The following is a 22,222-nucleotide window of genomic DNA, read 5'->3' on the forward strand; positions in this document are numbered from 1 at the left end:
CGACCAATCCCCTGCCACCTGGCGCGTGAACTGTTCAGCGCTTGACCTGGCAGTCCACTCCGTCGCTCTTCAACGCCGCGCACAGGGCGTTGGCACCGGCCAGATCACCCGCCACGGCCTGGAGCCGGTAGACCGTGCCCATGTCGGCGCGTCCCTCGACCACCCGGTGACTGACGCCCGACAGCTTGTCGGTTCGCGACTGCAGCTTTTGCCAGCCCGCTTCGGCGGTTGCCTTGTCGGTATAGGCGCCGACCTGAACCCCGATGCCGCTTGCGACTGGCGCTGCGGCTGTTGCCCCTGCCTTGGGCGTGTCGATGCTGGGAGCGGGCACATCTACTTCCGCAATGCGGCCTTCCCGCTTTTCACCTTCGCCCACGGCCGGGGCGAGATTGCCGGTGCCTTCGAAGGTCTTGCCGCCCGGGTCAGTCGGCCGGGTCTTGTAAGGGCCGTCGGGCGCCTGGATCGTGCTGCCGTCGGCGACCAGTTCAGGGTCGGGGCCGCGCTGCCCGAACCACCAGATGCCCCCGACCAGCGCCGCCAGCGCGAGTGCGGCGAACATCGCGAACCCCACGATCCGTCCGGTGTCGACCCCGCCTTCATCCTCGTCCTCATCGCCGGCCTCGAGCCACGGGAGGCGCTCATCTTCCTCGGCCCCCAGCGTCAGCTGTTCGTCCGCGATGAAGTCGTCGTCGATCGTCCCGCCCTGCCCCGCCATGCTTACATCTCCTCGACAGCCTCGACGCCCAGTAGCGCAAGACCGTTACGGATAACTTGCCCGATCTGTTGACCAAGGAAAAGCCTCGCGCCGGTAAGGGCCGGGTCCTGTGCCACGATGAAGCGTTTCTCGGGCGCGTCGTTGCCGGCATTCCAGAAGGCATGGAGTGCGGCGGCAAGATCATAGAGGAAGAAGGCGATCCGATGCGGCTCACGCGCCGCCGCGGCCGCCTCGACCAGCCGGGGAAACTGTGCGGCGTGCTTGATCAGCGACAGTCCTTCAGCGCCGAGACGCTCGATCGCGGCAGGGTCGGGACCGAGGCCTTCTGCCGCGGCCTTGCGCAACGTGGAGTGGATCCGCGCGCTGGCGTACTGGACGTAGAACACCGGGTTGTCCTTCGTCGCCTCGACCACCTTGGCGAAGTCGAACTCCATCTGGGCTTCGGGCTTGCGCGTCAGCATCGTGAACCGGACCACGTCCTTGCCGACTTCGCGCACCACGTCAGCGAGCGTCACGAACGTGCCGGAGCGCTTCGACATCTTCACTGGCTCGCCGCCGCGCAGCAGCTGAACCATCTGCACCAGCTTGACGTCGAACGGGATCACACGCCCTTCGCCCTGCGCCAAAGCGGCCACTGCGGCCTTGATGCGCTTCACCGTGCCGGCGTGATCCGCGCCCCAGATGTCGATCAGTTCGTCGGCCGTGGCCGCCTTTTGCATGTGATAGGCCAGATCGGCGCCAAAGTACGTCCAATTGCCGTCACTCTTGCGGATCGGCCGGTCTTGGTCGTCTCCGAAGCGGGTGGCGCGGAACAGCGGCAGCTCGACCGGCTCCCAGTCGTCCGGCGTCTTGCCCTTGGGTGCCTCGAGCACGCCGTCGTAAACCAGGTCATGCGCGCGCATCCAGGTCTCGGCTTCGGCCGGTTTGCCCGCCTGCTGCAACTCCGCCTCAGACGCGAATTCATCGTGTTCGATCCCGAGCAACGCGAGGTCGGCCCGGATCATGTCCATCATCGCGTGGACCACGATCGGCCGCAACTCAGGCAGCCATTCGCTCTCGGGCGCGTTCACGAACCGCGGACCGAACTGAGCCGCCAGCGCCTGACCGACCGGGACGAGGTAGTCCCCGGGGTAGAGCCCTTCGGGGATGTCGCCGATGGTTTCGCCTAGCGCCTCCCGGTAACGCAAGTGCGCCGAGCGGGCGAGCACGTCGACTTGGGCGCCCGCATCGTTGATGTAGTATTCGCGGGTGACGGGATGGCCGACGAACTCGAGCAGCGTGGCCAGCGCGTCCCCCACCACCGCGCCCCGGCAGTGGCCCATGTGCATCGGGCCCGTGGGATTGGCCGATACGTATTCGACGTTCACGCGCCGCCCCGCGCCGGTGGTGGCGCGGCCGTAATTCGCACCTAGCGCCGCGATCGCCTGAAGCTCGTCCAGCCAGACGGAGTCCGCCAGCCGCAGGTTGATGAACCCGGGTCCGGCGATTTCAGCCGCGGCGACGGCGGGTTCGCGGCTCAGGTGCTCGACGATCTTCTCCGCCAGCGAGCGGGGATTGGTTGCCGCCGCTTTGGCCAGCACCATCGCGGCATTGGTCGCGAGGTCGCCGTGGGTTGGATCGCGCGGCGGTTCTACGGTGACCGCTGCCTCCGATGCTCCGGGAGGAAGCGCGCCTTCCAGTTCGAGCGCGCGCAGGACCGCGCCGATGCGCGCCGCAAAGGCCGCGTGAAGGGTCTGGGTGTCTGACATGGCGGCGCGGGTTACCGGATCGGCGGCAAAGCGCAAGCCGCGCGCGGGGCTGGAAGGGGGCCGCGCCTAGCGGGTCGCGTTGTAGGCCAGTTGCTGCTCGGTGAGCTGGAAGCCGACCAGCAGTTCGAACGTGGCCCGGGCGACGGCCGCCTTGACCGCGGGATCGCTCAACGGATCAATCGCCGCATCCTCGTCGCCTGCCTTCCGCCGGCGCGTGATCTGATCGCGGATGTCCTGCGGCAAGGTCGCCTCAGCGCGGTCGACGTAAGCGCCTGCCTGGGCCCGCGCCTGAGCACGCTCCTGACCGTCGGCGAAGCTCAGCGTCACCTGCCCGATGCGCTTGGTCACCACCGACGATCCGCCCCGCAGCACTACGGAATAATAGGGCAATGTGACCTGACGCGCGCCCCGCGTGTCGATGCGCCGGGCGAGGACGTCGAACGTCGCATTCGAATACACCCTGTCGCCGCCGGTCGCATCGTCGCAAGTGGACCGCAGGTTAGTGATCGCCGCCGTCAGGTCGATGTTCGCTGCACTGGTATCTCCCGGCACGCGAAAGACAGTGATATCGCCGGTGTAGTTGGGCACACCGACGGCCGGGCACACCGTGCGGATCGCCGAAATGCCGACACCCTGATCCACCACCAGTTCACCAGCGGTCTTGCAGCCGGCCAGCGCGATACCCATCGTCAGGAAGACAGCAAGGCGAAGGCGATTGATCATGTTCGGCACGGTCCCGGTTGTCATTGCAGCCGCCGCCCTAGCGGCGCACGCGGCGAAGCGCTAGGGGGCGACCGATGAACGCGCGCTTGCAACCCTCCCGCTCCGCTGACCAGCGCAAGCCCCTGCAGTTGCTGATCGCCGCACCGCGCGGTTTCTGCGCCGGCGTCGAGCGCGCGATCGAGATCGTCGAACGCGCGATCGAGCGGTACGGCGTGCCCGTCTACGTCCGGCACGAGATCGTTCACAACCAGTACGTCGTCGATGCCCTCAAGGCGCAGGGCGCCATCTTCGTGGAAGAACTGGACGAGGTGCCTGACGGTGCCCCGGTCGTGTTCAGCGCCCACGGCGTGCCCAAATCGGTACCCGTGGAAGCGCAGCGGCGCACGATGACGTGGGTCGATGCAACCTGCCCGCTGGTGAGCAAGGTGCACCGCCAGGCTGAACGTCAGGTAGAGGCCGGACGGCATATTCTGTTCATCGGCCACCGGGGTCACCCGGAAGTGATCGGCACCATGGGTCAGGTGCCCGAAGGATCGATCACCCTCGTCGAAACCCTCACCGATGTCGGCACGCTGAATTTCCCCCCTGACCTGCCGCTCGCGTTCCTGACCCAGACGACCCTGTCGGTCGATGACACGCGAGAGATCGTTGCTGCGCTACAGGCCCGGTTCCCGGACATCGTGGGTCCAAAGGCGGAAGACATCTGCTACGCCACCTCGAACCGTCAGGCCGCGGTCAAGGCAATTGCCCCCGGCAGCGATCTGGTGCTGGTGATCGGTGCCACCAACTCGTCTAATTCGGTCCGCCTGGTAGAGGTTGCCATGCGCATGGGCACCGATGCCAGGTTGATCCAGCGGGCGAGCGACATCGACCCGGCTTGGCTTGACGGCGTGGGCACGGTCGGCCTCACGGCGGGCGCCTCGGCTCCTGAAAAGCTGGTGCGCGAAGTGGTCGAGCAGCTTGCCCAGTGGCGCACTGTCGAAGAACGCACCATCGTCACCACTGAGGAGAAGATGGTGTTCAAGCTGCCTCGCCAGCTGATCGACTAGTGGCGGTCTACACGCACCTGGGGGCAGAAGATCTGGCATCACTGATCGCCGAGTACGATGTCGGTGGGCTGATTTCCGCGAAAGGCATTGCCGAGGGGATCTCGAACTCCAATTGGCTGATCGAAACCGAACGCGGGCGGTATATCCTGACGATGTACGAACGGCGCATCGACCTGGCGGACCTGCCGTTCTTTCTTGGCCTGCTCGACCATCTGTCGGAACGGGGCTGTGCCGTGCCGCGCACCATCCACGACCGGACAGGCGCCGCGTGGCGGGAGATGGGCGGCAAGGCGGTGGCGCTGATCGAGTTTCTGCCCGGCGTGTCGGTCGATCGGCCCACGGCGGCGCAAGCTCACGCAGTCGGCGCGGCCCTGGCCCGGGTGCACCTGGCGGCGCGGGATTTCGCGCTCGAACGCGACAATGCGCTGGGGGTGGCGCAAACGGCCGGCACCCTCGCGCACTACAACGCCATGGCCCTCGGCCGGATTGATCCGGCGCTGCCCGGGGTCGTCGCCGTCGCAACGGATGTGCGCGATCGCTGGCCGGGCGATCTGCCGCGTTCGGTTTGCCATACCGATCTGTTTCCCGATAACGTCCTGATGCTGGGCGACGCCGTCAGCGGGATGATCGACTTCTATTTCGCCTGCAACGAGGCGATGGCATACGATCTGGCGGTCACGCACGCAGCGTGGAGTTTCGACCGCCGGGGCAGCAATTTCGCACCCGCGATCGGCGCGGCTCTGATCGACGGTTACGATGCGGTGCGGCCGCTGCAGGATGATGAACGCGCCGCGCTTCCGGTGCTTGCACAAGGCGCGTGCCTGCGCTTCGTGGCCAGCCGTGCCGAGGATTGGCTCGACACCCCGGCCGACGCGCTCGTGACCAGGAAGGATCCGATGGACTACGTGCGGCGCTTGAATTTTTATGCCGAGGCGGGGCAAGGCGCATTCGCATCATGAAGCAGGTTGAAATCTTCACAGACGGGGCCTGCAAGGGCAACCCGGGACCCGGCGGCTGGGGCGCGCTGCTGCGCATGGGCGCACATGAGAAGGAATTATCGGGCGGAGACCCGGCAACGACCAACAACCGCATGGAACTGACCGCGGCCATCAGGGCGCTCGAGGCGCTGATCGAACCGTGCGCGATCAAACTCCATTCCGACAGCAAGTACGTGCTCGATGGAATCACCAAGTGGGTTCACGGCTGGCAGAAGAACGGGTGGAAGAACGCCAGCAAGCAGCCCGTTCGCAATGCCGATCTGTGGCATGAGCTGATTGCCGCCGCCAGGCCGCATCAGGTCGAGTGGGTGTGGGTGAAGGGGCATAGCGGCCACGCGGAAAACGACCGGGTCGATGCGCTCGCCTGTGCGGCTGCCGAGCAGGCTGGACGGCGTTAAAACCGCGCCGGATCGTAGAGGCCCGCGTCCAGCTCCGCAGTCATGGCGTCGCGCGGTAGATCCAGCAGCAGCTGTGCGGCCAGACGCGCCGCCGCCGGCGCGGTCTGAATGCCGAACCCGCCTTGCCCGGCGAACCAGAACAGACCCTCGACCGCCGGATCGTAGCCATAGACTGGCAGCCGGTCGGGTGCGAACGATCGCAGCCCTGCCCACTTGCGCTCCACTGCCGCCACGCGCCAGTCGACAACGGTTTCGAACCGGGCAATCGCTTCAGCCACGGCGAGTTCTTCGGGCGCTGCATCGCACGGCGGCGATGGTTCTTCGTCATGCGGGCTCAACCACAGCCGGCCGCTTTCCGGCTTGAAATAGAACCGGCCAGCGATGTCGAGCACCAGCGGCAGGGTGGCGGGCGGCGCGGGGTCCGTGCGCAGCTGGGCGACCGTCCGCCGCAGTGGCTGGATGCCCTTGGGCCGAGCACCTACTAGCGCGGCGAACGTATCGGCCCACGCGCCGGCTGCGTTGGCCACCACTCCGGCGCTGAAGCGCTCATTATGCGCATCTGTCAGTATCCAGCCGGCTTCCGTGCGCTCCGCACCGACGATTTGTGCGCGGGTAGCCAAGTGGACGCCGCTTTTACGCGCAGCAGCGAGATAATGCTGGTGCAGCGCGCTGACATCGATGTCGGCGCAGGCAGGCTCCCACACCGCTCCTACCCACTCGGGGCGCAATCCGGACAGATGCGCTGTCAGCCCCTCCCGGTCGAGGCGTTCGATGTGGACTCCGCTGCCTTCGAAGCGCTCCATGAACGCGTCGAGCGCGGGCGCTTCGTCTTCCCGGCCGATATACAGCGCACCACGGGGGCTGAGGAACCCGTTGTCTCGCAACCAGGGCCCGGATGCGAGCGTCAGCGGGACGACGTCCGGACCGCCATAGCACTCCTCCCAAAACGCCGCGGACCGCCCGGTGGTGTGATAGCCGGGCTGATCCTCGGCCTCGATCAGCACGACGCTCTGCGCACCCTGCGCCGCCAGTTCTGCGGCAAGGCTGGCGCCAGCAATGCCCGCGCCGACAACCGCGATGTCGAACCCTGCCGTCATCCGGAGATCCGGTCGAGAAATGCATCGATCGAGGTCATGGCTCGTGTGCGGACAGCGTCGGACTCCCTCAGGATTTCGTGCCGCGCCTCTGGCCCGAATGTCACCAATTCGACATTCGGCAGACGGGCCGCCGCATCAGCGACGGCGCGAAAGGCCACCAGCTTGTCCTCGCGCGCCGCCAGCATCAGCGTCGGCACGGCGACCGCTTCAAGCACGCCCGGTCTCAGCAAGCTTCGCATGGAGGCGGAGGCCCGCTCCACCCAGCCCCAGCTTCCCGGACCCATGACGAGGTCGGGCCGCTGCTGGCGCCAGTATAACTCATCTGCATACCGGGCAGGATCGTGCGTGAGCAGGTGCTCCCGCGAGGCGGGCGGCTCGCCCGGTTTTTCGCTCCACTTCCAGGCAGGGCGGCGTGCGTCGCCCAGCGCAACCATCACTCGCGCAAGCGCGTGTGTCACGCCCGTCGGCAGCCGTCCGGCCAACCCCAGCATCGGCGCGACAAGCACCAGGCCATCAGGCTGCACCGCCCTTTCGGCAGTTGCGCGCAATGCGAGATGCGCTCCCATCGAGTGGCCGGCCAAGACGTGGGGGCCAGGCGTCTCGGCAGACCACTGCGCCCACAGCGCTGCGAGATCCGCGACCCACACGGCGAAATCCTCGATATGCCCGGTGACGGCATCGACACCCAACCGGCCGGAGCCGGCCTGGCCGCGCCAGTCGGCGGCGGTGACCCGCCAGCCCCTGCTCTGCCAGTGAACCAGTGCTTCCAGGTATTTCTCGAAGAAATCGCCGCGACCGCCGAGAAACAGGATGGATCCGCGCGGCTCGTCTTGCGGCAGGTCGATGCGGCGAACCCTATGGCCGTCCGGCGCGATCCATAGACTTTCCTGCGCGTCTGCAGGGATCGCACGGCGATCGGCCGAAACGCCGGCAGGGGCTTTGGCTTGGCTAATGGGGACCCTCCGGCTGTGGTTACTTTTTGGTAAGCCATGCGCGCTAACACTGAAGCTTCGGGACCCTTTGCGGGTCTTTGGGGGCTTACTCAATGTTGGGCGGATATCTGCAATACGGGCTGCTCGTAGCCTTGGCAATTGCGCTGCTGGTTGCCGCGGTGACCGATTGGCGCCGGCGCCAGATCGACAACTGGCTCAACCTCACGATCGCTTTGACCGCACCGCTGTTCTGGTGGGCGAGCGGGCTGTCGCTGTGGCCCGATGTCGCGCTGCAACTGGGCGTGGGCGTGGCTGCGTTTGCGGTCTTCGCGGCGATGTTCGCGATGAAGTGGATGGGCGGCGGCGATGTGAAGCTGCTGACCGCGATGGCGCTGTGGATCGAGCCCGAATGGTTTCTGCGGCTGCTGATCGTGATGGCATTGGCCGGCGGCGTTCTGACGCTGGTGCTGGGCGCATGGCACGTCACGCGCCGTCAGCGGGACCGTCTTGCCATCCCCTACGGGGTCGCGATCGCCACCGCCGGATTGTGGGTTCTCGGCACCCATTACTTGCCAGCCGCGCAAAGCGCGCTGGTTGGGTGAACTCGATGTTAACCCTTTTCGCTTAACCACGAATTTCATTCCGGCCCGTCGGGATCATACGGGCTGCATAAGGGGGCTTTGACAGCCATGGACAGGAAGAAGCTGCTGCTGCTGGTGGGTGCTCTGGCAATCGCCATCGTGACCGCCGTGATGGCTCGGAGCATGTTTGCCGGATCGTCGGCACCGGACGCACAGGCCGCACCGGCGGTGCCGCAAGGACCGAAGGTGCTGGTCGCCCAGCGCGTGCTGCCGACCGGCACGATCATCACGGCTGATGCGATCGGCTTCCAGCCCTGGCCCAAGGAGCTCGTCAAGGACGCCTACTACATCGATGGCGAATCCGATGTGTCGAAGCTGCTGGGCACCGTCGTTCGCTTTCCGGTCACGGCCGGCGAGCCGGTGACGCAGGGTTCGCTGGTGGCGCCGGGCGATCGCGGCTTCCTGGCCGCGGCACTGGGTCCCGGCATGCGTGCCGTCACCGTTCCTGTTTCTGCCAAGACGGGCGTCGGCGGCTTCATCTTCCCGGGTGACCGGGTTGACCTGATGCTGACGCAAACCGTCAAGAGCAACGGCGATTCGGGAGATCTGAAGGCTTCCGAAACAATCCTGCGCAACATCCGCGTGCTGGCAACCGACCAGTCGACCACCCAGGAAAAGTCCGAGAACGGCACCACCGTGGTCAAGCAGTTCCGCACCGTGACGCTGGAAGTGACGCCCAAGATCGCCGAAAAGGTGGCAGTCGCGCAGACCATCGGCACTCTCAGCCTGTCGCTGCGGTCGATTGCTGACAGCCAGTCCGAACTTGAGCGGGCGATCGCCCAGGGTGATGTGAAGATCCCCGATGGCGCGACTCCCGAACAGGAAGAGAAGCTCCTTGCCGCGGCCATGAACCGCCCCAGTGATGGCGCCTCCACCTTCCAGACTGGCGGCGACGTGTCCCGCTTCCAGCGCCGCACGATGCCGGCACCGGCCCCTGCGATGGGCGCCGCTCCGACCATCAGCGCGGCAGGTTCGGCACCGCGGGGTTATGCTCCGGCACCGGCACCCCGCTCGGTCGTCACCGTGACCCGCGGCAAGGACGCGAGCACCGTCACCATCTCACGCAACGGCCAGGTCCTGGAAAGCCAGGCGGGCGCCATCCAGAACGGCGGCCAGGTGGTCTCCGGCACGCTCGGCATGATGCCGTGAAGAGGCCTGCAATGACCGCGACCCGCATCTTCGGCAAAGACCTGTTCCATTCGAGGGGCCAGACAATGAACCGCCGCTTTACTTCAACGCTGCTGATGCTCGGCATCGCCGCAGCGCCGCTCGCCGGGCTTCCCGCCCTGCCGGCGAACGCGCAGGAAACTATCGCCCCGAGCCGCGATATCAATCTGTCGATCGGCCGCGGCGAGCTGATCACCGTACCGGGCATGATGGCCGACGTGTTCGTCGCCAACGACGGAATTGCCGACGTTCAGGTGAAGTCCGAACGCCAGCTCTACCTGTTCGGCAAAGCAGGCGGGGTAACCACCGTCTACGCGAGCAACAAGGCTGGCGCGGTGATCTGGTCGGCCAATGTGCGGGTCGGATCGAACATCGACAGCGTCGATCAGATGCTGGCGCTGGCGATGCCCGAGGCGAAGATCAGCGTCGCCACCATGGGGACCAACACGTTCCTGCTGACCGGCACGGTCGCCGCCCCGGAAGATGCCGCCGAGGCCGAGCGCCTGGTCGCGGCGTTCGTCGGGGATGAAGCGAATGTCATCAGCCGGCTGAAGACCGCGACGCCGCTGCAGGTCAACCTGCAGGTCAAGTTCGCCGAAGTCAGCCGCTCGCTGGTCCGCGCCATTGGCGCCAACCTGCAGACGGTCGATACCACCGGCGGCTTCAAGTTCGGTGTCACCACCGGGCGGGGGCCGACGTCCACCTATACCCCGGGCAGTCCTGCGGGCCTCGGCGTCGGCTTTACGTCGGCTCCGGACGGGGGCAGTCTGGTGGCGGGCACCGGCAAGGGATCGACGATCGGCTTGTTCGGCAAGTTGCTCGGACTCGACATCGCCAGCGCGTTTGACCTGGCGGAATCGGTCGGCCTGGTGACCACCCTGTCGCAGCCGAACCTGACTGCCCTGTCTGGCGAAACCGCCGACTTCCTCGCGGGCGGCGAATTTCCGATCCCGATCAGCCAGGGTCTCGGCTCGACCTCCATCGAGTACAAGAAGTACGGCGTCAGTCTGGCCTACACGCCCACGGTGCTGGCCAACGGCCGCATATCGCTGCGCGTCCGGCCGGAAGTGTCGGAGGTTTCGAGCCAAAACTCGGTTACGCTGAACGGCTTCCAGATCCCCGCGCTGACCACGCGCCGGGCGGAAACGACGATCGAGCTGGGTTCAGGCCAGAGCTTCATGATCGCCGGCTTGCTCAGCAACAACTCGCAAAACGCGATCGAAAAGACCCCCGGCGTCGGCGACGTACCGATCCTGGGCAACCTGTTCCGCTCGACCAGCTATCGCCGGGGCGAAACCGAGCTGGTGATCATCGTGACCCCGTACTTGGTGAACCCGATCGACGGCAACCAGGTCAAGCTGCCGACCGATGGCTTCAATGCGCCGAACGAGGCTGCGCGCCTGTTCGGCATGCAGGAAGCGACCAGCGGCATCGCGACCCGCCCTGAACCGACCGCGGCTCAGCAACAGATACCCGCGGGGCCGGCCATTTCGCAGGTGCAGCCCGACGCGGCCCTGCCGAGCCGCGCCGCCGGCAGCGACAAGAAACGCCGCAAGGACCGCCGCGCCGGCAACGACGCTGCCGCCCCCGGCTTCAGCTTCAACTGAGAGGTGAGAGTGATGACCAGCAAACGCTTTACCGCGGGCACCCTTGCCCTCACCCTCGCCGCTACGCTTGCCGGGTGCAACGCACCGGGAGCGATGGACAACACCAGCCTGTATTCGGTCAAGCAGCCGGTCGTGGCGCGGACCAGCTATACGCTCGACCTGGCTACAACCTATGACGGTCTGTCGCTGCCTGAACAGCAGCGCCTGTCCGCCTGGTTCGACGCGATGAACCTGCGCTATGGCGACCGGCTCTCGATCGAGGATCCAATCGCGAGCGGTGCGACCCGCGCAGCGGTCGCGCAGATCGCCGCGCGTCATGGTCTGCTGCTGGCAGACGGCGCGCCGGTGACCGAAGGGTTCCTGCAGCCCGGCACGGCCCGGGTGGTGATCACCCGCGCGGTCGCCAGCGTCCCCGGCTGCCCTGACTGGGGCAAGCGGAGCGACATGAATTACGAGAACGCCACGTCCCCGGGTTACGGGTGCGGGGTCAACGGCAACCTGGCGGCGATGGTCGCCAATCCTGAGGACCTGCTGCACGGCCAGGCCGGGACCGGCGAGACCGTCATCATGAGCTCGACCAAGGCGATCACGACCTACCGTGACAAGGCCAACACAGGTGCGGGCGAGCTCAAGGCCAGCTCTACCGCTTCGGGAGGAAACTAAGCCATGAACGCCCCCTGGAAACCAACTCCCGGCAACCGCGATCCGTTCGCCGCGTTCATCTGCGACGAAGCCGCGCTCGATACGCTGCGCCCGGTCGTGATCGAGCTCGGCTGGCAGCCCGAAAAGTGCGCCAAGGGCGGCTTGCGCAACGCAGTCCAGTCGCTCTCGGTGGCGGCCAGCCCGAACATCCTGATGGTCGATCTGTCGGAAAGCGGCGACCCGCTGAACGACATCAACGCGCTGGCCGAAGTGTGCGAGCCTGGAACCGTGGTGATCGCCGTTGGGCAAGTCAACGACGTGCGGCTCTACCGCGACCTGCTTGCGAGCGGGATCCACGACTACCTGCTGAAGCCGCTGTCGGCGAGCCAGTTGCGCGATGCGCTGAATCACGCCCAGGCGGTATTCGCGGCGCCCAAGGCAAACGACCCGGATGCGGCCAAGCGCCATATCTCGACCGCCGTGGTCGGCACGCGTGGGGGGGTCGGCGCCTCGACCATCGCGACATCGCTCGCGTGGCTGTTTTCGGCCGATCACAAGCTGCCGACGGCGCTGCTCGATCTCGACGTACACTTCGGCACGGGCGCATTGGCGCTCGACCTGGAGCCGGGCCGCGGCCTGACCGACGCAATCGACAACCCCAGCCGGATCGACGGGCTGTTCATCGAACGGGCCATGATCCGCGCGAACGACAACCTCGCGATCCTTTCGGCAGAGGCACCGATCAACTCGCCCCTGATGACCGATGGCAGCGCCTTCGTTCAGCTGGAGGAGGAATTCCGTCACGCGTTCGAAATGACGGTGATCGATCTTCCGCGGAACATGCTGATCAACTTCCCGCACCTGCTGGCCGACGTGAACGTAGTCATCCTGGCTACTGAAATGACGCTCGCCAGCGCGCGCGACACGATCCGCATTCTCAGCTGGCTCAAGAGCAACGCGGCGCATGCCCAGCCGGTCATCGTCGCCAACAAGGTCCAGAACGGGGTGGCGGAGATCAGCAAGGCGGATTTCGAGGCTTCGATCGAGCGCAAGATCGACTTCTCCGTGCCGTACGATCTCAAGGCGGCGTCCAACGCTGCGAAGCTGGGCCAGACGTTCGCCGACGCGAACCGCGCCAGCAAGGCAAGCGCAGCCCTGCGGGAGCTCGCGGAACGGGTCATTGGCGCCAGCGACGAGGAAGCGGTCGACGGTCCGGCGGGCAAGAAGTCCCTGCTCGGCAGCTTCGACTTCAAGTCGCTGCTGGCGAAGAAAGACAAGGCCGGCGCGCGGGCGGACGCCTGACCCCAGGGCGCTGCGCCGTCATCGGTGCGGCGACTGCGGGGCGGTATGGGAACGAGAGGCGGTAGGGTTCGATGAGCATTTTTCAGCTAATGCTGTTCGCCGGAGGCCTGATGGCTGTGCTGGCGCTCGGCTACACCGCCCTCGCCGGCCCGTCGGCTGCCAAGGAAGGCACGCGGCGGCTGCAGGCCGTGCGCTACCGCCACTCGGAAAGCACCGACACCAAGGTTGAATCGCAGCTCAAGAAGGCGATCGCCGCCCGCAAACCGAAGACTTTCAAGATCGCAGGATCGGGGTCGCGCACGGAAGCACTCGCCGGGCGGCTGGACCGGACTGGCAAGTCGTGGACAATCACGCAGTATCTGTATGCCACGATGGGCATCGCCCTGGCTGTCGCGGTCATCCTCTATCTGCGAACCGGCGCACCGATGCTGTCGCTGGGCGTCGGGCTGTTCGCCGGCGCCGGCATCCCGCACTTCGTGGTCAATTTCCACGTCAAGCGGCGGACCAACAGGTTCAATGCAAAGTTTCCCGACGCGATCGAGTTGCTGGTACGCGGCCTGCGCTCCGGCTTGCCGGTCACCGAAACGCTGACGATCGTCTCTCACGAGGTTCCGGGACCTGTCGGCGAAGAGTTCAAGGCGATCACCGACCGTATCCGTGTGGGCCGGACGATGGAAGAAGCGCTGCAGGAAACCGCAGATCGCCTGGGGATCCCTGAATTCAACTTCTTCTGCATCACCCTGGCCATCCAGCGCGAAACCGGCGGCAACCTTGCCGAGACGCTGTCGAACCTCGCCGACGTGCTCCGCAAGCGCGGTCAGATGAAGCTGAAGATCAAGGCGATGAGCTCTGAATCCAAAGCGTCCGCCTACATCGTCGGTGCGCTGCCGTTCATCGTGTTCATCATGATCTGGTGGATCAACCCTGGCTATGTCGGCGGGTTTTTCACCGAGGACCGCCTCATCGTCGCCGGCTTGGGCGGAATGGTGTGGATGGGCATCGGCGTGTTCATCATGGCCAAGATGGTCAGCTTCGAAATCTAACTGAGCAGGCAGCCATGATCAGCAACGCACCCGGACCCACGCTTCTCGGCTTCGACGTGATCTTCGTCGGCACGATGCTTGCGGGCGTCGCCGCCTTCGCCATGATCCTGGCGATCTATGCCGCGGTTACGGTCAAGGATCCCATGGCCAAGCGCGTCAAGGCTCTCGGCGCCCGGCGCGAGGAGCTGAAGGCGGGTGTGGTCAAGGCCAATGCCCGCAAGCGCGCCAGCCTGGTCCGCCGCTCGGACTCGACCGACAAGGTCAAGGAGACGCTGGCGAACCTCAAGGTACTCCAGCAGAGCCAGCTCGAGGTCATCCAGCAAAAGCTCGCCTGGGCCGGTTACCGCAACAAGGAACTGGCGGTCTACATCATCGGGGCGCGGGCCATCGTGCCGGTCGTCATGGGTATTCTGGCGTTCGTTTTTATCTACGCGCTCAACGCGTTTCCCGAATGGGGCGACATGAAGCGGCTGTTCGCGCTCTCCGCCGCTGTCGGCCTCGGCTACAAGGCGCCCGAAATCTACCTCAAGAACAAGGCCGGCAAGCGGACCGACGCGATCCGCAAGGGCCTGCCCGATGCGCTCGACCTGCTGGTGATCTGCGCCGAAGCCGGCCTGACCGTCGATGCCGCGTTCAACCGCGTGGCGAAGGAACTGGGCCGGGCCTATCCCGAACTGGGGGACGAGTTCGCCCTGACCGCGATCGAGCTGTCGTTCCTCAACGAACGCAAGATGGCGTTCAACAACCTCGCCTACCGGTGCAACCTCGATGCGGTGAAGGGCGTGGTCACCACCATGATCCAGACCGAGCGTTACGGTACCCCGCTCGCCAGTGCACTGCGCGTGCTGTCGGCCGAGTTCCGTAACGAGCGGATGATGCGCGCCGAAGAAAAGGCCGCGCGGCTTCCCGCGATCATGACGGTCCCGCTGATCCTGTTCATCCTGCCGACGCTGTTCATCGTCATCCTGGGCCCGGCGGCCTGTTCGATCGGCGATGCGTTCTCCGGCGGCGGCCCCGGCAAGTAACCGGCGGCACGGGCGGGCCTGCTAGTCAGGCCCGCCGGCCGCGCTTTGGTGGCCAAGTTCGGCCGATGCTTCGCGCAAACGGGTGAGGAGGCGCGCGAACGCCTCGCGATCCTCGGCCGAGAACCGCTCGAACAGGCGCTCCTCCATCGCCAGTGCGAGCGGCATGATCCGCCCGTGCATCGCCCGCCCCTCCTCGGTCAGCGCCAAGTGATGCGAGCGGCCGTCGCGTTCGTTGGCGATGCGGGCAGCGAGGGCGCGGTCCTCCAGCGCCTTGCACGCCCGGTTCACCGCCACCTTGTCCATCAACGTCGCGCTGGTCAGTTCGCGCTGCGTGAGAGCGCCTGCGTCCCCCAGCACGGCCATCACACGCCATTCCGGAATGCGCAGCCCGAATTGCGCGCGGTATGCATCGGCGACCCGGCCACTGACCGCGTTCGACGTGACCGACAGCAGGTACGGCAGGAAATCCGCCAGGCGCGCAGGGACAGGGGAGAGGGTCATCTGGTACCGGTTTCTACGGCAACCATCGCGGCAAGCAAGCGCGTCACGCGTATCCGGGCTGCTCCCACCAGGGATAGAAGTCCGGCATGTCGCCGCTGACCGTGTCCGGATAATTCGGCGCGCGCTTTTCGAGGAAACTGTCGATCCCCTCGCGCGCATCGGCGCTGCGGCTGAGGCGATAGATCGCGCGGCTGTCGATCCGGTGCGCCATCATCGGGTGTTCGGTGGCGGGCAGGCGCCACAGCATCGCGCGGGTCATTGCCACCGACACCGCCGAGGTGTTGTCGGCGATCTCGCCCACCAGGGCCAGCGCGGCGTCCATCAGTTCGCCTTGGGCGTGAACCGATCGCACCAGCCCTTTCGTCAGTGCTTCCTGCGCATCGAACAGCCGGCCGGTCATGCACCATTCGAGCGCGGTGGGCGTTCCGACGATCCGCGGCAGGAACCAGCTGGAGGCCGCTTCGGGCACGATCCCGCGCCGCGCGAAGACGAAGCCATAGCGCGCGTTGTCGGACGCAAGGCGGATGTCCATCGGCAGCTGCATCGTGATGCCCACGCCCACCGCCACGCCGTTGCAGGCGGAGATCAGCGGTTTCTTGCTGTCGAACAGGCGCAGCGTCAGCCGCCCGCCACCGTCGCGCACGCGCTCGTCCGACAGGTCCTCGACCGGCTGCGGATCGGAGAACACATGGCCCCCACCCTCCGGCGTCAAGTCCGCGCCGGCGCAGAACGCTCGTTCCCCGCTCCCGGTGAACACCACTGCGCGGACCCGGTCGTCGGCGTCGGCTTCGTCCATTGCGGCGATGATCTCGTCCATCATCGTGCGGGTGAAGGCGTTCATCTTTTCCGGGCGGTTCAGCGTGATGATCGCCGCGGGCCCTTGCACTTCATACGTGATCTGCGTGGCGTTGGTCATGCGCGGGCCTCTCTCTGGCTGGTGAAAGTGTCACACGTGTCACACTGTTCAGGACAAGAAAAACCGGCGCCTCCCATCTCGCGGGTCAATGCGAGGAGGAGGCGCCGGCAAATGGTCATCGGTGCGGGTCTAGCGCGACCGGGGTCATGTAGGAAAGCGCCGCAGCGCCATCCCGATCAACGCGGGGCCATGCGGATCCCGCCGTCGAGGCGGACATCCTCGCCGTTGAAGTAACCGCACTCGATCATGGTCATGGCCAGCATCGCGTACTCTTCCGCGTTGCCGAGACGCTTGGGGAACGGCACGCTGGCGGCCAGCGCATCCTTCACCTGCTGCGGCGCCGCGTTCATCAGCGGCGTGTTGAAGATGCCCGGCAGGATGGTGTTCACGCGGATACCTTCGCTCATCAGATCGCGGGCGATGGGGAGCGTCATGCCGACCACCCCGCCCTTCGACGCCGAATAGGCCGCCTGGCCGATCTGGCCGTCCTCGGCCGCGACCGACGCGGTGTTGACGATCGCGCCGCGCTCGCCATCTTCCTGCGGCTCCAGCGTCAGCATCCCGGCGGCCGACTTGGCGATGCAGCGGAACGTGCCGACGAGGTTGATCTGGATGATCCAGTTGAACGCATCGAGCGGGAAATGCTTGATGCTGCCATCGGTCTTGGACCGGCTGGCGGTCTTGATCGCGTTGCCGGTGCCCGCGCAGTTGACCAGGATCCGTTCCTGCCCGTGCGCGGCGCGCGCCTTCTCGAACCCTGCATCCACCGAAGCGTCGTCGGTCACGTTCACTTCGCAGAACACGCCGCCGATCTCACGGGCGACTTCCTCGCCCTTCTCCGCCTGCAGGTCGAAGATCGCGACCTTCGCGCCCTTGGCCGCGAGCGCGCGCGCGGTGGCCGCGCCAAGGCCGGATGCGCCGCCGGTCACGACGGCGGCGGTGTTGCTATCGACTATCATGTAACTCTCCCGATTGAATGAAACTCAGACCGCTTCGATGATGGTCACGTTGGCGACGCCGCCGCCTTCGCACATCGTCTGCAGGCCGTACTTCTTGCCGCGCGCCTGAAGCGCGTTGAGCAGGGTCGCCATCAGCTTGGTACCGCTGGCGCCGAGCGGGTGGCCGAGCGCGATCGCGCCGCCGTTGACGTTCAGCTTGTCCGGATCAGCACCGGTGTGCTTGAGCCACGCGAGCGGGACCGATGCGAACGCCTCGTTCACCTCGTAGAGGTCGATGTCACCGATCGTCAGCCCGGCGCGCTTCAGCGCCTTGTCGGTCGCGAACAGCGGCTCTTCCAGCATGATCACCGGATCGCCGGCGGTCACGGTCAGCGTGTGGATGCGCGCGCGGGGCGTGAGGCCGAGTTCCTTCAGCGCGGCCTCGGATACGATCAGCGCCGCGCTCGATCCATCACAGATCTGGCTGGACGTCGCCGCGGTCAGCTTGCCGCCTTCCTTGAGCAGCTTCACCCCGGCGATGCTTTCGGGCGTCGCGTCAAAGCGGATGCCCTCATCGGTCGTGTGCTGCGCCTCTCCGTCGGGCGTCTGGATGGTGATCGGCACGATCTCGCGCTGGAACGCGCCGCTTTCCGTCGCGGCGATTGCCTTGCGGTGGCTTTCGTAAGCGAAGCGGTCGAGGTCTTCCTTGGAAAAACCGTACTTGTCGGCGATCATCTCGGCCCCGGCGAACTGCGACCACATGATGCCGGGGAACTTCGCCTCGAGGCCGGGCGATTTGTAGTGCCCCATCCCTTCCTTCATGTGAAAGGTCGCGCTGGTGCCCATGGGCACCCGGCTCATGCTTTCGATGCCGGCCGCGATCACCGCGTCCTGCGTCCCGCTCATCACCGCTTGTGCTGCGAACTGGATCGCCTGCTGGGACGATCCGCACTGGCGGTCGATCGTCACCGCAGGTGTCGATTGTGGCAACAGTTTGGACGCGAGCACGGCGTGGCGGCCGACCTGCATCGACTGCTCGCCCGCCTGCGTCACGCAGCCCATGACGACGTCGTCCACGCGCGACGGGTCGATCCCCGTGCGGCTGACCAGCGCATCAAGCGAAGCGGCGGCGAGGTCCACGGGGTGAACGCCGGCGAGCTTGCCGCCGCGGCGACCGCCGGCGGTGCGCACGGCATCGACGATGTAGGCAGTGGTCATGTTGATCTCCGTATCGATTGGCAACCGACCTATGGGAAGTTTCGCGCAGGTCAAGCCTCGACCCGGTCGCTTGCCAAGCATCCTGCCCAGCGCCAAAAGACCAGCCTTGGACCAACCTGTGATCCCGCAATGAAAAAGCTGTTCGAGATCAATCCCGCGCTTGATCGAGCGGCTTGCGCGCGGCGCTTCGCGGAGCGCGGCCGGGTGCAGGTGCGCGACGTCCTGACGCCGGAAACGGCGGAAGAAGTGGCCGGCATCCTGCGCCGCAGAACCCGGTGGGGACTGGCGACGCGGGGCGGCGATGGCGAGGCGACGCCGCCTGTCAGCCTGCGTGCGCACGAACTCGCCGCGCCGGGCGGCGGGGAGCGCGCGAACAAGGCGGCGCTCGCCGCGCACGCCGCCTCGGCGCGCGGCGACTATGGCTTCCGCTTTGCGCACTATCCGATGGTCGATGCGCTGCAGAACCGGTGGGAACCGGACGGCCCGCACGAACTGCTGCTGGAATACCTCAACGCACCCGACTTTCTGCAGCTGGCGCGCGATGTGACGGGCATCGACAGCCTGGTGAAGGCCGATGGGCAAGCGACGCTGTACGCGCCCAATCATTACCTCGGCCGCCATATCGACAGCCACGTCGCGGAAGGCTGGCGGATCGCCTACGTCCTCAATTTCGCACCGCAGGACTGGCATCCCGACTGGGGCGGCTACCTGTTGTTTCTCGACGATGAAGGCGACGTGGTCGAGGGGTTTCGCCCCCGGTTCAACGCGCTTAACCTGTTTGCCGTCCCGCAGAGCCATCTGGTCAGCTATGTTCCGCCGTTCGCGCCGCTCGGGCGGCTGGCAATCACCGGCTGGCTTCGCGACCGGTGACCGGCTTGGCAGACGAAGCGCGCCGACAGGCGGGCGCTGCCGCCGCCGCCGGCGATCCCTTGCAAGCCTTCCGGTTGCTCGAAGCCGCCGCCCGCCAGCGAGGCTCCGACGCGCCGCTGTGGAACAGCGCGGGCAACGCCGCGATGCGCGCAGGGCAGGTGGAAGATGCCGCCGCCGCGTTCGGCCGCGCGGTCGACGCCGATCCGGCATCGCTCGAATACGCGATCAACCATGCCATCGCGCTGGGCCGGTGCGGACGCGACCAAGCCGCGATCGACGCGTTGGTGCACCATGCCGCCGCCGGCGCGCGCGATGCGCGGTATTGTTCCGTCAGGGCGGCGCGCGCGCTCGCGCTTGGCCAGCGGGCGGAAGCCGCGCGCTGGTATGATGCGGCGCTGGCGGCGGAGCCGGGCCACGCCCGCGCCACCCTGGGACGCGCCCGGGTGGCGCTGGAGCGAGCGGAGCCGGATGCGGTCGAGCAATTCGAGCGGGCGATCGCGGCGCAACCCGGCGACCGCGAACGGTGGCTCGGCAAGGCGCAGGCGCTCGAAGCGGATGCCCGGTTTGCCGAAGCGGCCGAGGTCGCCGCTGCCCTGACAGCGCAGATGCCGGGATGGATCGATGCCTTGCGGTTCGAAACGGCTCTGTTGCTGAAAGCCGGCGATCCCGACTGCACCCGTCCCTTCGCCGCGGCCGAAGCGGCCCTGCCCGGAGATCCCGCAATCGCAGCTGCGCATGTCGAGGCGCTGGGCGCGCTCGACCGCTTTGGCGCCGCCGCAGATCGCGCCGCGGCGGCGCGCACGCGGTTCCCGGCGATCCCCGAGTTTGCGATGCTGGAAGCCCAGCACGCCGGCGCCGCCGGTGATGACGCGCGGGCGGAGCTGATCTGGCGCGAGCTGCCGCTGCGGAGCACAGAACGCGACTTGCTGGAAGCGCGCCACCGGCTGCGGGTGGGGCAGCCCGACGCAGCCGTCCGATTGCTCAACCGGGTGCGCGAAGCCGACCACGCGAATGTCACCGCCTGGGCTCTGCTTGGGGTCGCGTGGCGCCTGCTGGACGATCCGCGCGCTGGCTGGCTTCACGAGCAGCCCGGTCTGGTCGCCATGCTGCCGCTTCATGGCTGGACCGAATTGCGCGAGGAGGTCACCGCGCTGCTCCATCAACTGCACGACGCCGCCGCTCCGCCGCTCGGTCAGTCGCTCCGTGGCGGCACCCAGACCCGAGGTGGGTTGTTCGACCGCATGGAGCAGCCGTTCGTCCGGCTGGCCGATACCATCGATGCGACGCTGGAGGACTATCGCGCCCAGCTGCCCGCCGCCGATGCAGCCCACCCGCTGCTCCGGCACCGCGACGCCCCCTGGCGAATCGCCGGATCCTGGTCCGTCCGGCTAGCAGGCGGCGGGGATCACCACACCGCGCACATTCACCCTTTCGGTATCCTCTCCTCGGCGCTGTACGCCGAAATTCCGCCACCTGCGCTGGACCAAGATCCGGAAGCCGGCTGGCTCGAAGTCGGGCGTCCCGCCGCGGACCTCCGCCTCGACCTGCCGCCCTTGCATGTGATCCGCCCCGTTCCTGGCGATCTCGCGCTGTTCCCCAGTACGCTGTTTCACGGCACGCGGCCATTCTCCGGCGGAAGACGGATGACCGTGGCGTTCGATGTCCACACCGGGGGGGCAACTGCTTGACGACCGGGACGCACTCCGTCGCGTGGAACGCGTTCTGGCGCGGCAGTGCGGCGCCGTCCGGCAAGCCCGGTTGCCTGCCGGCAGGCGGAGGCTTGGCTGAGGTCCTGTCGAGCGTTTGGCGGCAATTCGCGCAATCTTTGCCAGCTCGCGCCCGCGTGCTCGACATCGGCACCGGGGACGGCCGGGTGATGGGCTGGATGCTGGCGGAGCGCGCCGACCTGCGGCTGGAAGGCATCGACCTTGCGCAAGAGCTTCCCCCGCCGCCCGCCGGCACTCGGTCGCGCGGAGGGGTGGCGATGGAGCGGCTGCCGGCCGCCGCTGGCGCCTTCGATGCGATCGTCGGACAGTTCGCATTCGAATATGGCGATCTGGCCGCAACCGCAGCGGAGTTCGCCCGCGTCCTCACCGGTAACGGCGTGATCGGCCTAGTAACTCATCGCAGCGATGGTCCGATCTTCGCGCAGAACCTCCGACGGCGGCAGGGGATCGAGTGGGCGCTGTTCGAGGTCGAGCTTCCCTCGCTGGCGCGCCGGGCGCTCGATCAACGCGCTGCCGGACAGCCCTATCCGCCTGCCGCCATTCGCGATGCGCCGCAGTGCGGTGCCGAATTGTTCGGTGCCCGATCGGCGGCGTGGGAGATCGCGGAGGCCATTCGGCTGACAATGGAGCGCGGACAGGCCGGTCCCGCGATCGATGTCGCGGCGGCGGTCCGGGAGATCGAAGACAGAGCCATGGGCGAGATCGGACGGTTGACCGCGCTGGAAGCCGCGTGTGCGAAGATCGCAGACGAGACCGCCTTGTCGGCTGCGCTAAACGCGGCCGGGTTTCGGCAGCGGGAGCGCCACCCGCTCGACGACCGCCGCGGCACGTCGGCGTTCGCCGATTTCAGGCTGATCGGGCGCCTGGACTAGCCTTCCCATTTCCGGCTGGTCCCACGGTACGGATCGTATCGAATAGGACACGAAAAAGGGCGGCACCATCGCTGGTGCCGCCCCCTTTTCGTT

At 66.8% G+C, this 22,222-nt stretch carries 22 protein-coding genes; 13 read left to right on the forward strand and 9 right to left on the reverse strand.

Annotation, left to right across the window (positions count from 1 at the left end):
* Positions 1-34 precede the first annotated feature (34 nt).
* The 3 genes from C0V74_RS05465 to C0V74_RS05475 all read right to left on the reverse strand — a co-directional run bounded on the left by C0V74_RS05465 (position 35) and on the right by C0V74_RS05475 (position 3,186).
* Positions 35-715 carry an SPOR domain-containing protein gene (locus C0V74_RS05465; RefSeq protein WP_143250946.1) on the reverse strand — a complete coding sequence of 227 codons (681 nt, stop codon included), beginning with the start codon at positions 713-715 and terminating at the stop codon, positions 35-37.
* A gap of 2 nt (positions 716-717) precedes the next feature.
* Positions 718-2,463 (reverse strand): arginine--tRNA ligase, encoded by a 1,746-nt coding sequence (gene argS, locus C0V74_RS05470; RefSeq protein WP_143250947.1) that lies wholly within the window; start codon positions 2,461-2,463, stop codon positions 718-720.
* Between the two features lie 66 nt (positions 2,464-2,529).
* Positions 2,530-3,186, reverse strand: a complete 657-nt coding sequence (locus C0V74_RS05475) for a hypothetical protein (RefSeq protein WP_143252180.1) — start codon at positions 3,184-3,186, stop codon at positions 2,530-2,532.
* A gap of 74 nt (positions 3,187-3,260) precedes the next feature.
* Here C0V74_RS05475 and ispH point away from each other — a divergent pair, with 74 nt between their 5' ends.
* The 3 genes from ispH to rnhA are packed head-to-tail and all read left to right on the forward strand — an operon-like array spanning position 3,261 to position 5,631.
* A complete protein-coding gene (gene ispH / locus C0V74_RS05480) occupies positions 3,261-4,235 on the forward strand; it encodes a 4-hydroxy-3-methylbut-2-enyl diphosphate reductase (protein ID WP_143250948.1) in 975 nt (324 codons plus the stop codon).
* The gene (gene thrB / locus C0V74_RS05485; RefSeq protein ID WP_143250949.1) at positions 4,235-5,194 is read left to right on the forward strand and encodes a homoserine kinase; all 960 of its coding nucleotides are present in this window, start codon (positions 4,235-4,237) and stop codon (positions 5,192-5,194) included. The genes ispH and thrB overlap by 1 nt, the downstream gene beginning before the upstream one ends.
* On the forward strand, positions 5,191-5,631 hold the full coding sequence (rnhA, locus tag C0V74_RS05490; RefSeq protein ID WP_143250950.1) for a ribonuclease HI: 441 nt from the start codon (positions 5,191-5,193) through the stop codon (positions 5,629-5,631). Before thrB ends, rnhA begins: the two co-directional genes overlap by 4 nt.
* On the opposite strand, the gene C0V74_RS05495 is transcribed toward rnhA, so the two are convergent.
* Both C0V74_RS05495 and C0V74_RS05500 read right to left on the reverse strand, forming a co-directional pair.
* Complete coding sequence (locus C0V74_RS05495) at positions 5,628-6,728, reverse strand: FAD-dependent oxidoreductase (protein WP_143250951.1); 1,101 nt, start codon at positions 6,726-6,728, stop codon at positions 5,628-5,630. The genes rnhA and C0V74_RS05495 overlap by 4 nt on opposite strands.
* Positions 6,725-7,774 carry an alpha/beta hydrolase gene (locus C0V74_RS05500; protein ID WP_349236025.1) on the reverse strand — a complete coding sequence of 350 codons (1,050 nt, stop codon included), beginning with the start codon at positions 7,772-7,774 and terminating at the stop codon, positions 6,725-6,727. The genes C0V74_RS05495 and C0V74_RS05500 overlap by 4 nt, the downstream gene beginning before the upstream one ends.
* On the opposite strand from C0V74_RS05500, the gene C0V74_RS05505 reads away from it, so the two are divergent.
* The 7 genes from C0V74_RS05505 to C0V74_RS05535 all read left to right on the forward strand — a co-directional run bounded on the left by C0V74_RS05505 (position 7,774) and on the right by C0V74_RS05535 (position 15,087).
* On the forward strand, positions 7,774-8,262 hold the full coding sequence (locus C0V74_RS05505) for a prepilin peptidase (RefSeq protein ID WP_143250952.1): 489 nt from the start codon (positions 7,774-7,776) through the stop codon (positions 8,260-8,262). The two genes, C0V74_RS05500 and C0V74_RS05505, sit on opposite strands and share 1 nt — an antisense overlap.
* Before the next feature lie 87 nt (positions 8,263-8,349).
* Entirely contained in the window at positions 8,350-9,450 is a 1,101-nt protein-coding gene (cpaB, locus tag C0V74_RS05510) for a Flp pilus assembly protein CpaB (RefSeq protein ID WP_143250953.1), read from the forward strand.
* A 65-nt stretch (positions 9,451-9,515) separates the two neighbouring features.
* Complete coding sequence (locus tag C0V74_RS05515) at positions 9,516-11,075, forward strand: type II and III secretion system protein family protein (RefSeq protein ID WP_143252182.1); 1,560 nt, start codon at positions 9,516-9,518, stop codon at positions 11,073-11,075.
* 12 nt (positions 11,076-11,087) lie between these two features.
* Entirely contained in the window at positions 11,088-11,738 is a 651-nt protein-coding gene (locus C0V74_RS05520) for a CpaD family pilus assembly lipoprotein (RefSeq protein WP_131624161.1), read from the forward strand.
* Between the two features lie 3 nt (positions 11,739-11,741).
* Positions 11,742-13,019 carry a pilus assembly protein CpaE gene (locus C0V74_RS05525; protein WP_143250954.1) on the forward strand — a complete coding sequence of 426 codons (1,278 nt, stop codon included), beginning with the start codon at positions 11,742-11,744 and terminating at the stop codon, positions 13,017-13,019.
* A 71-nt stretch (positions 13,020-13,090) separates the two neighbouring features.
* Positions 13,091-14,062, forward strand: a complete 972-nt coding sequence (locus C0V74_RS05530; protein ID WP_143250955.1) for a type II secretion system F family protein — start codon at positions 13,091-13,093, stop codon at positions 14,060-14,062.
* A 14-nt stretch (positions 14,063-14,076) separates the two neighbouring features.
* Positions 14,077-15,087: a type II secretion system F family protein gene (locus C0V74_RS05535; RefSeq protein WP_143250956.1), complete on the forward strand. Its 1,011-nt coding sequence runs from the start codon at positions 14,077-14,079 to the stop codon at positions 15,085-15,087.
* A gap of 21 nt (positions 15,088-15,108) precedes the next feature.
* On the opposite strand, the gene C0V74_RS05540 is transcribed toward C0V74_RS05535, so the two are convergent.
* The 4 genes from C0V74_RS05540 to C0V74_RS05555 all read right to left on the reverse strand — a co-directional run bounded on the left by C0V74_RS05540 (position 15,109) and on the right by C0V74_RS05555 (position 18,660).
* Complete coding sequence (locus C0V74_RS05540; RefSeq protein WP_143250957.1) at positions 15,109-15,588, reverse strand: MarR family transcriptional regulator; 480 nt, start codon at positions 15,586-15,588, stop codon at positions 15,109-15,111.
* A gap of 43 nt (positions 15,589-15,631) precedes the next feature.
* The gene (locus C0V74_RS05545; RefSeq protein WP_143250958.1) at positions 15,632-16,504 is read right to left on the reverse strand and encodes a crotonase/enoyl-CoA hydratase family protein; all 873 of its coding nucleotides are present in this window, start codon (positions 16,502-16,504) and stop codon (positions 15,632-15,634) included.
* A gap of 176 nt (positions 16,505-16,680) precedes the next feature.
* Entirely contained in the window at positions 16,681-17,463 is a 783-nt protein-coding gene (locus tag C0V74_RS05550) for an SDR family NAD(P)-dependent oxidoreductase (protein ID WP_131624154.1), read from the reverse strand.
* 24 nt (positions 17,464-17,487) lie between these two features.
* Positions 17,488-18,660 (reverse strand): acetyl-CoA C-acetyltransferase, encoded by a 1,173-nt coding sequence (locus C0V74_RS05555; protein WP_131624152.1) that lies wholly within the window; start codon positions 18,658-18,660, stop codon positions 17,488-17,490.
* A 129-nt stretch (positions 18,661-18,789) separates the two neighbouring features.
* On the opposite strand from C0V74_RS05555, the gene C0V74_RS05560 reads away from it, so the two are divergent.
* Genes C0V74_RS05560 through C0V74_RS05570 form a run of 3 tightly spaced genes read left to right on the forward strand, consistent with a single transcriptional unit; the run spans position 18,790 to position 22,129 of the window.
* A complete protein-coding gene (locus C0V74_RS05560) occupies positions 18,790-19,530 on the forward strand; it encodes a 2OG-Fe(II) oxygenase family protein (protein ID WP_143250959.1) in 741 nt (246 codons plus the stop codon).
* A gap of 5 nt (positions 19,531-19,535) precedes the next feature.
* Positions 19,536-21,218, forward strand: a complete 1,683-nt coding sequence (locus tag C0V74_RS05565; protein ID WP_246844975.1) for a putative 2OG-Fe(II) oxygenase — start codon at positions 19,536-19,538, stop codon at positions 21,216-21,218.
* A complete protein-coding gene (locus C0V74_RS05570; protein ID WP_143250961.1) occupies positions 21,215-22,129 on the forward strand; it encodes a class I SAM-dependent methyltransferase in 915 nt (304 codons plus the stop codon). The genes C0V74_RS05565 and C0V74_RS05570 overlap by 4 nt, the downstream gene beginning before the upstream one ends.
* Positions 22,130-22,222: the final 93 nt, after the last annotated feature.

The organism is Altererythrobacter sp. TH136 (assembly GCF_007065885.1).
GTDB lineage: Bacteria > Pseudomonadota > Alphaproteobacteria > Sphingomonadales > Sphingomonadaceae > Tsuneonella.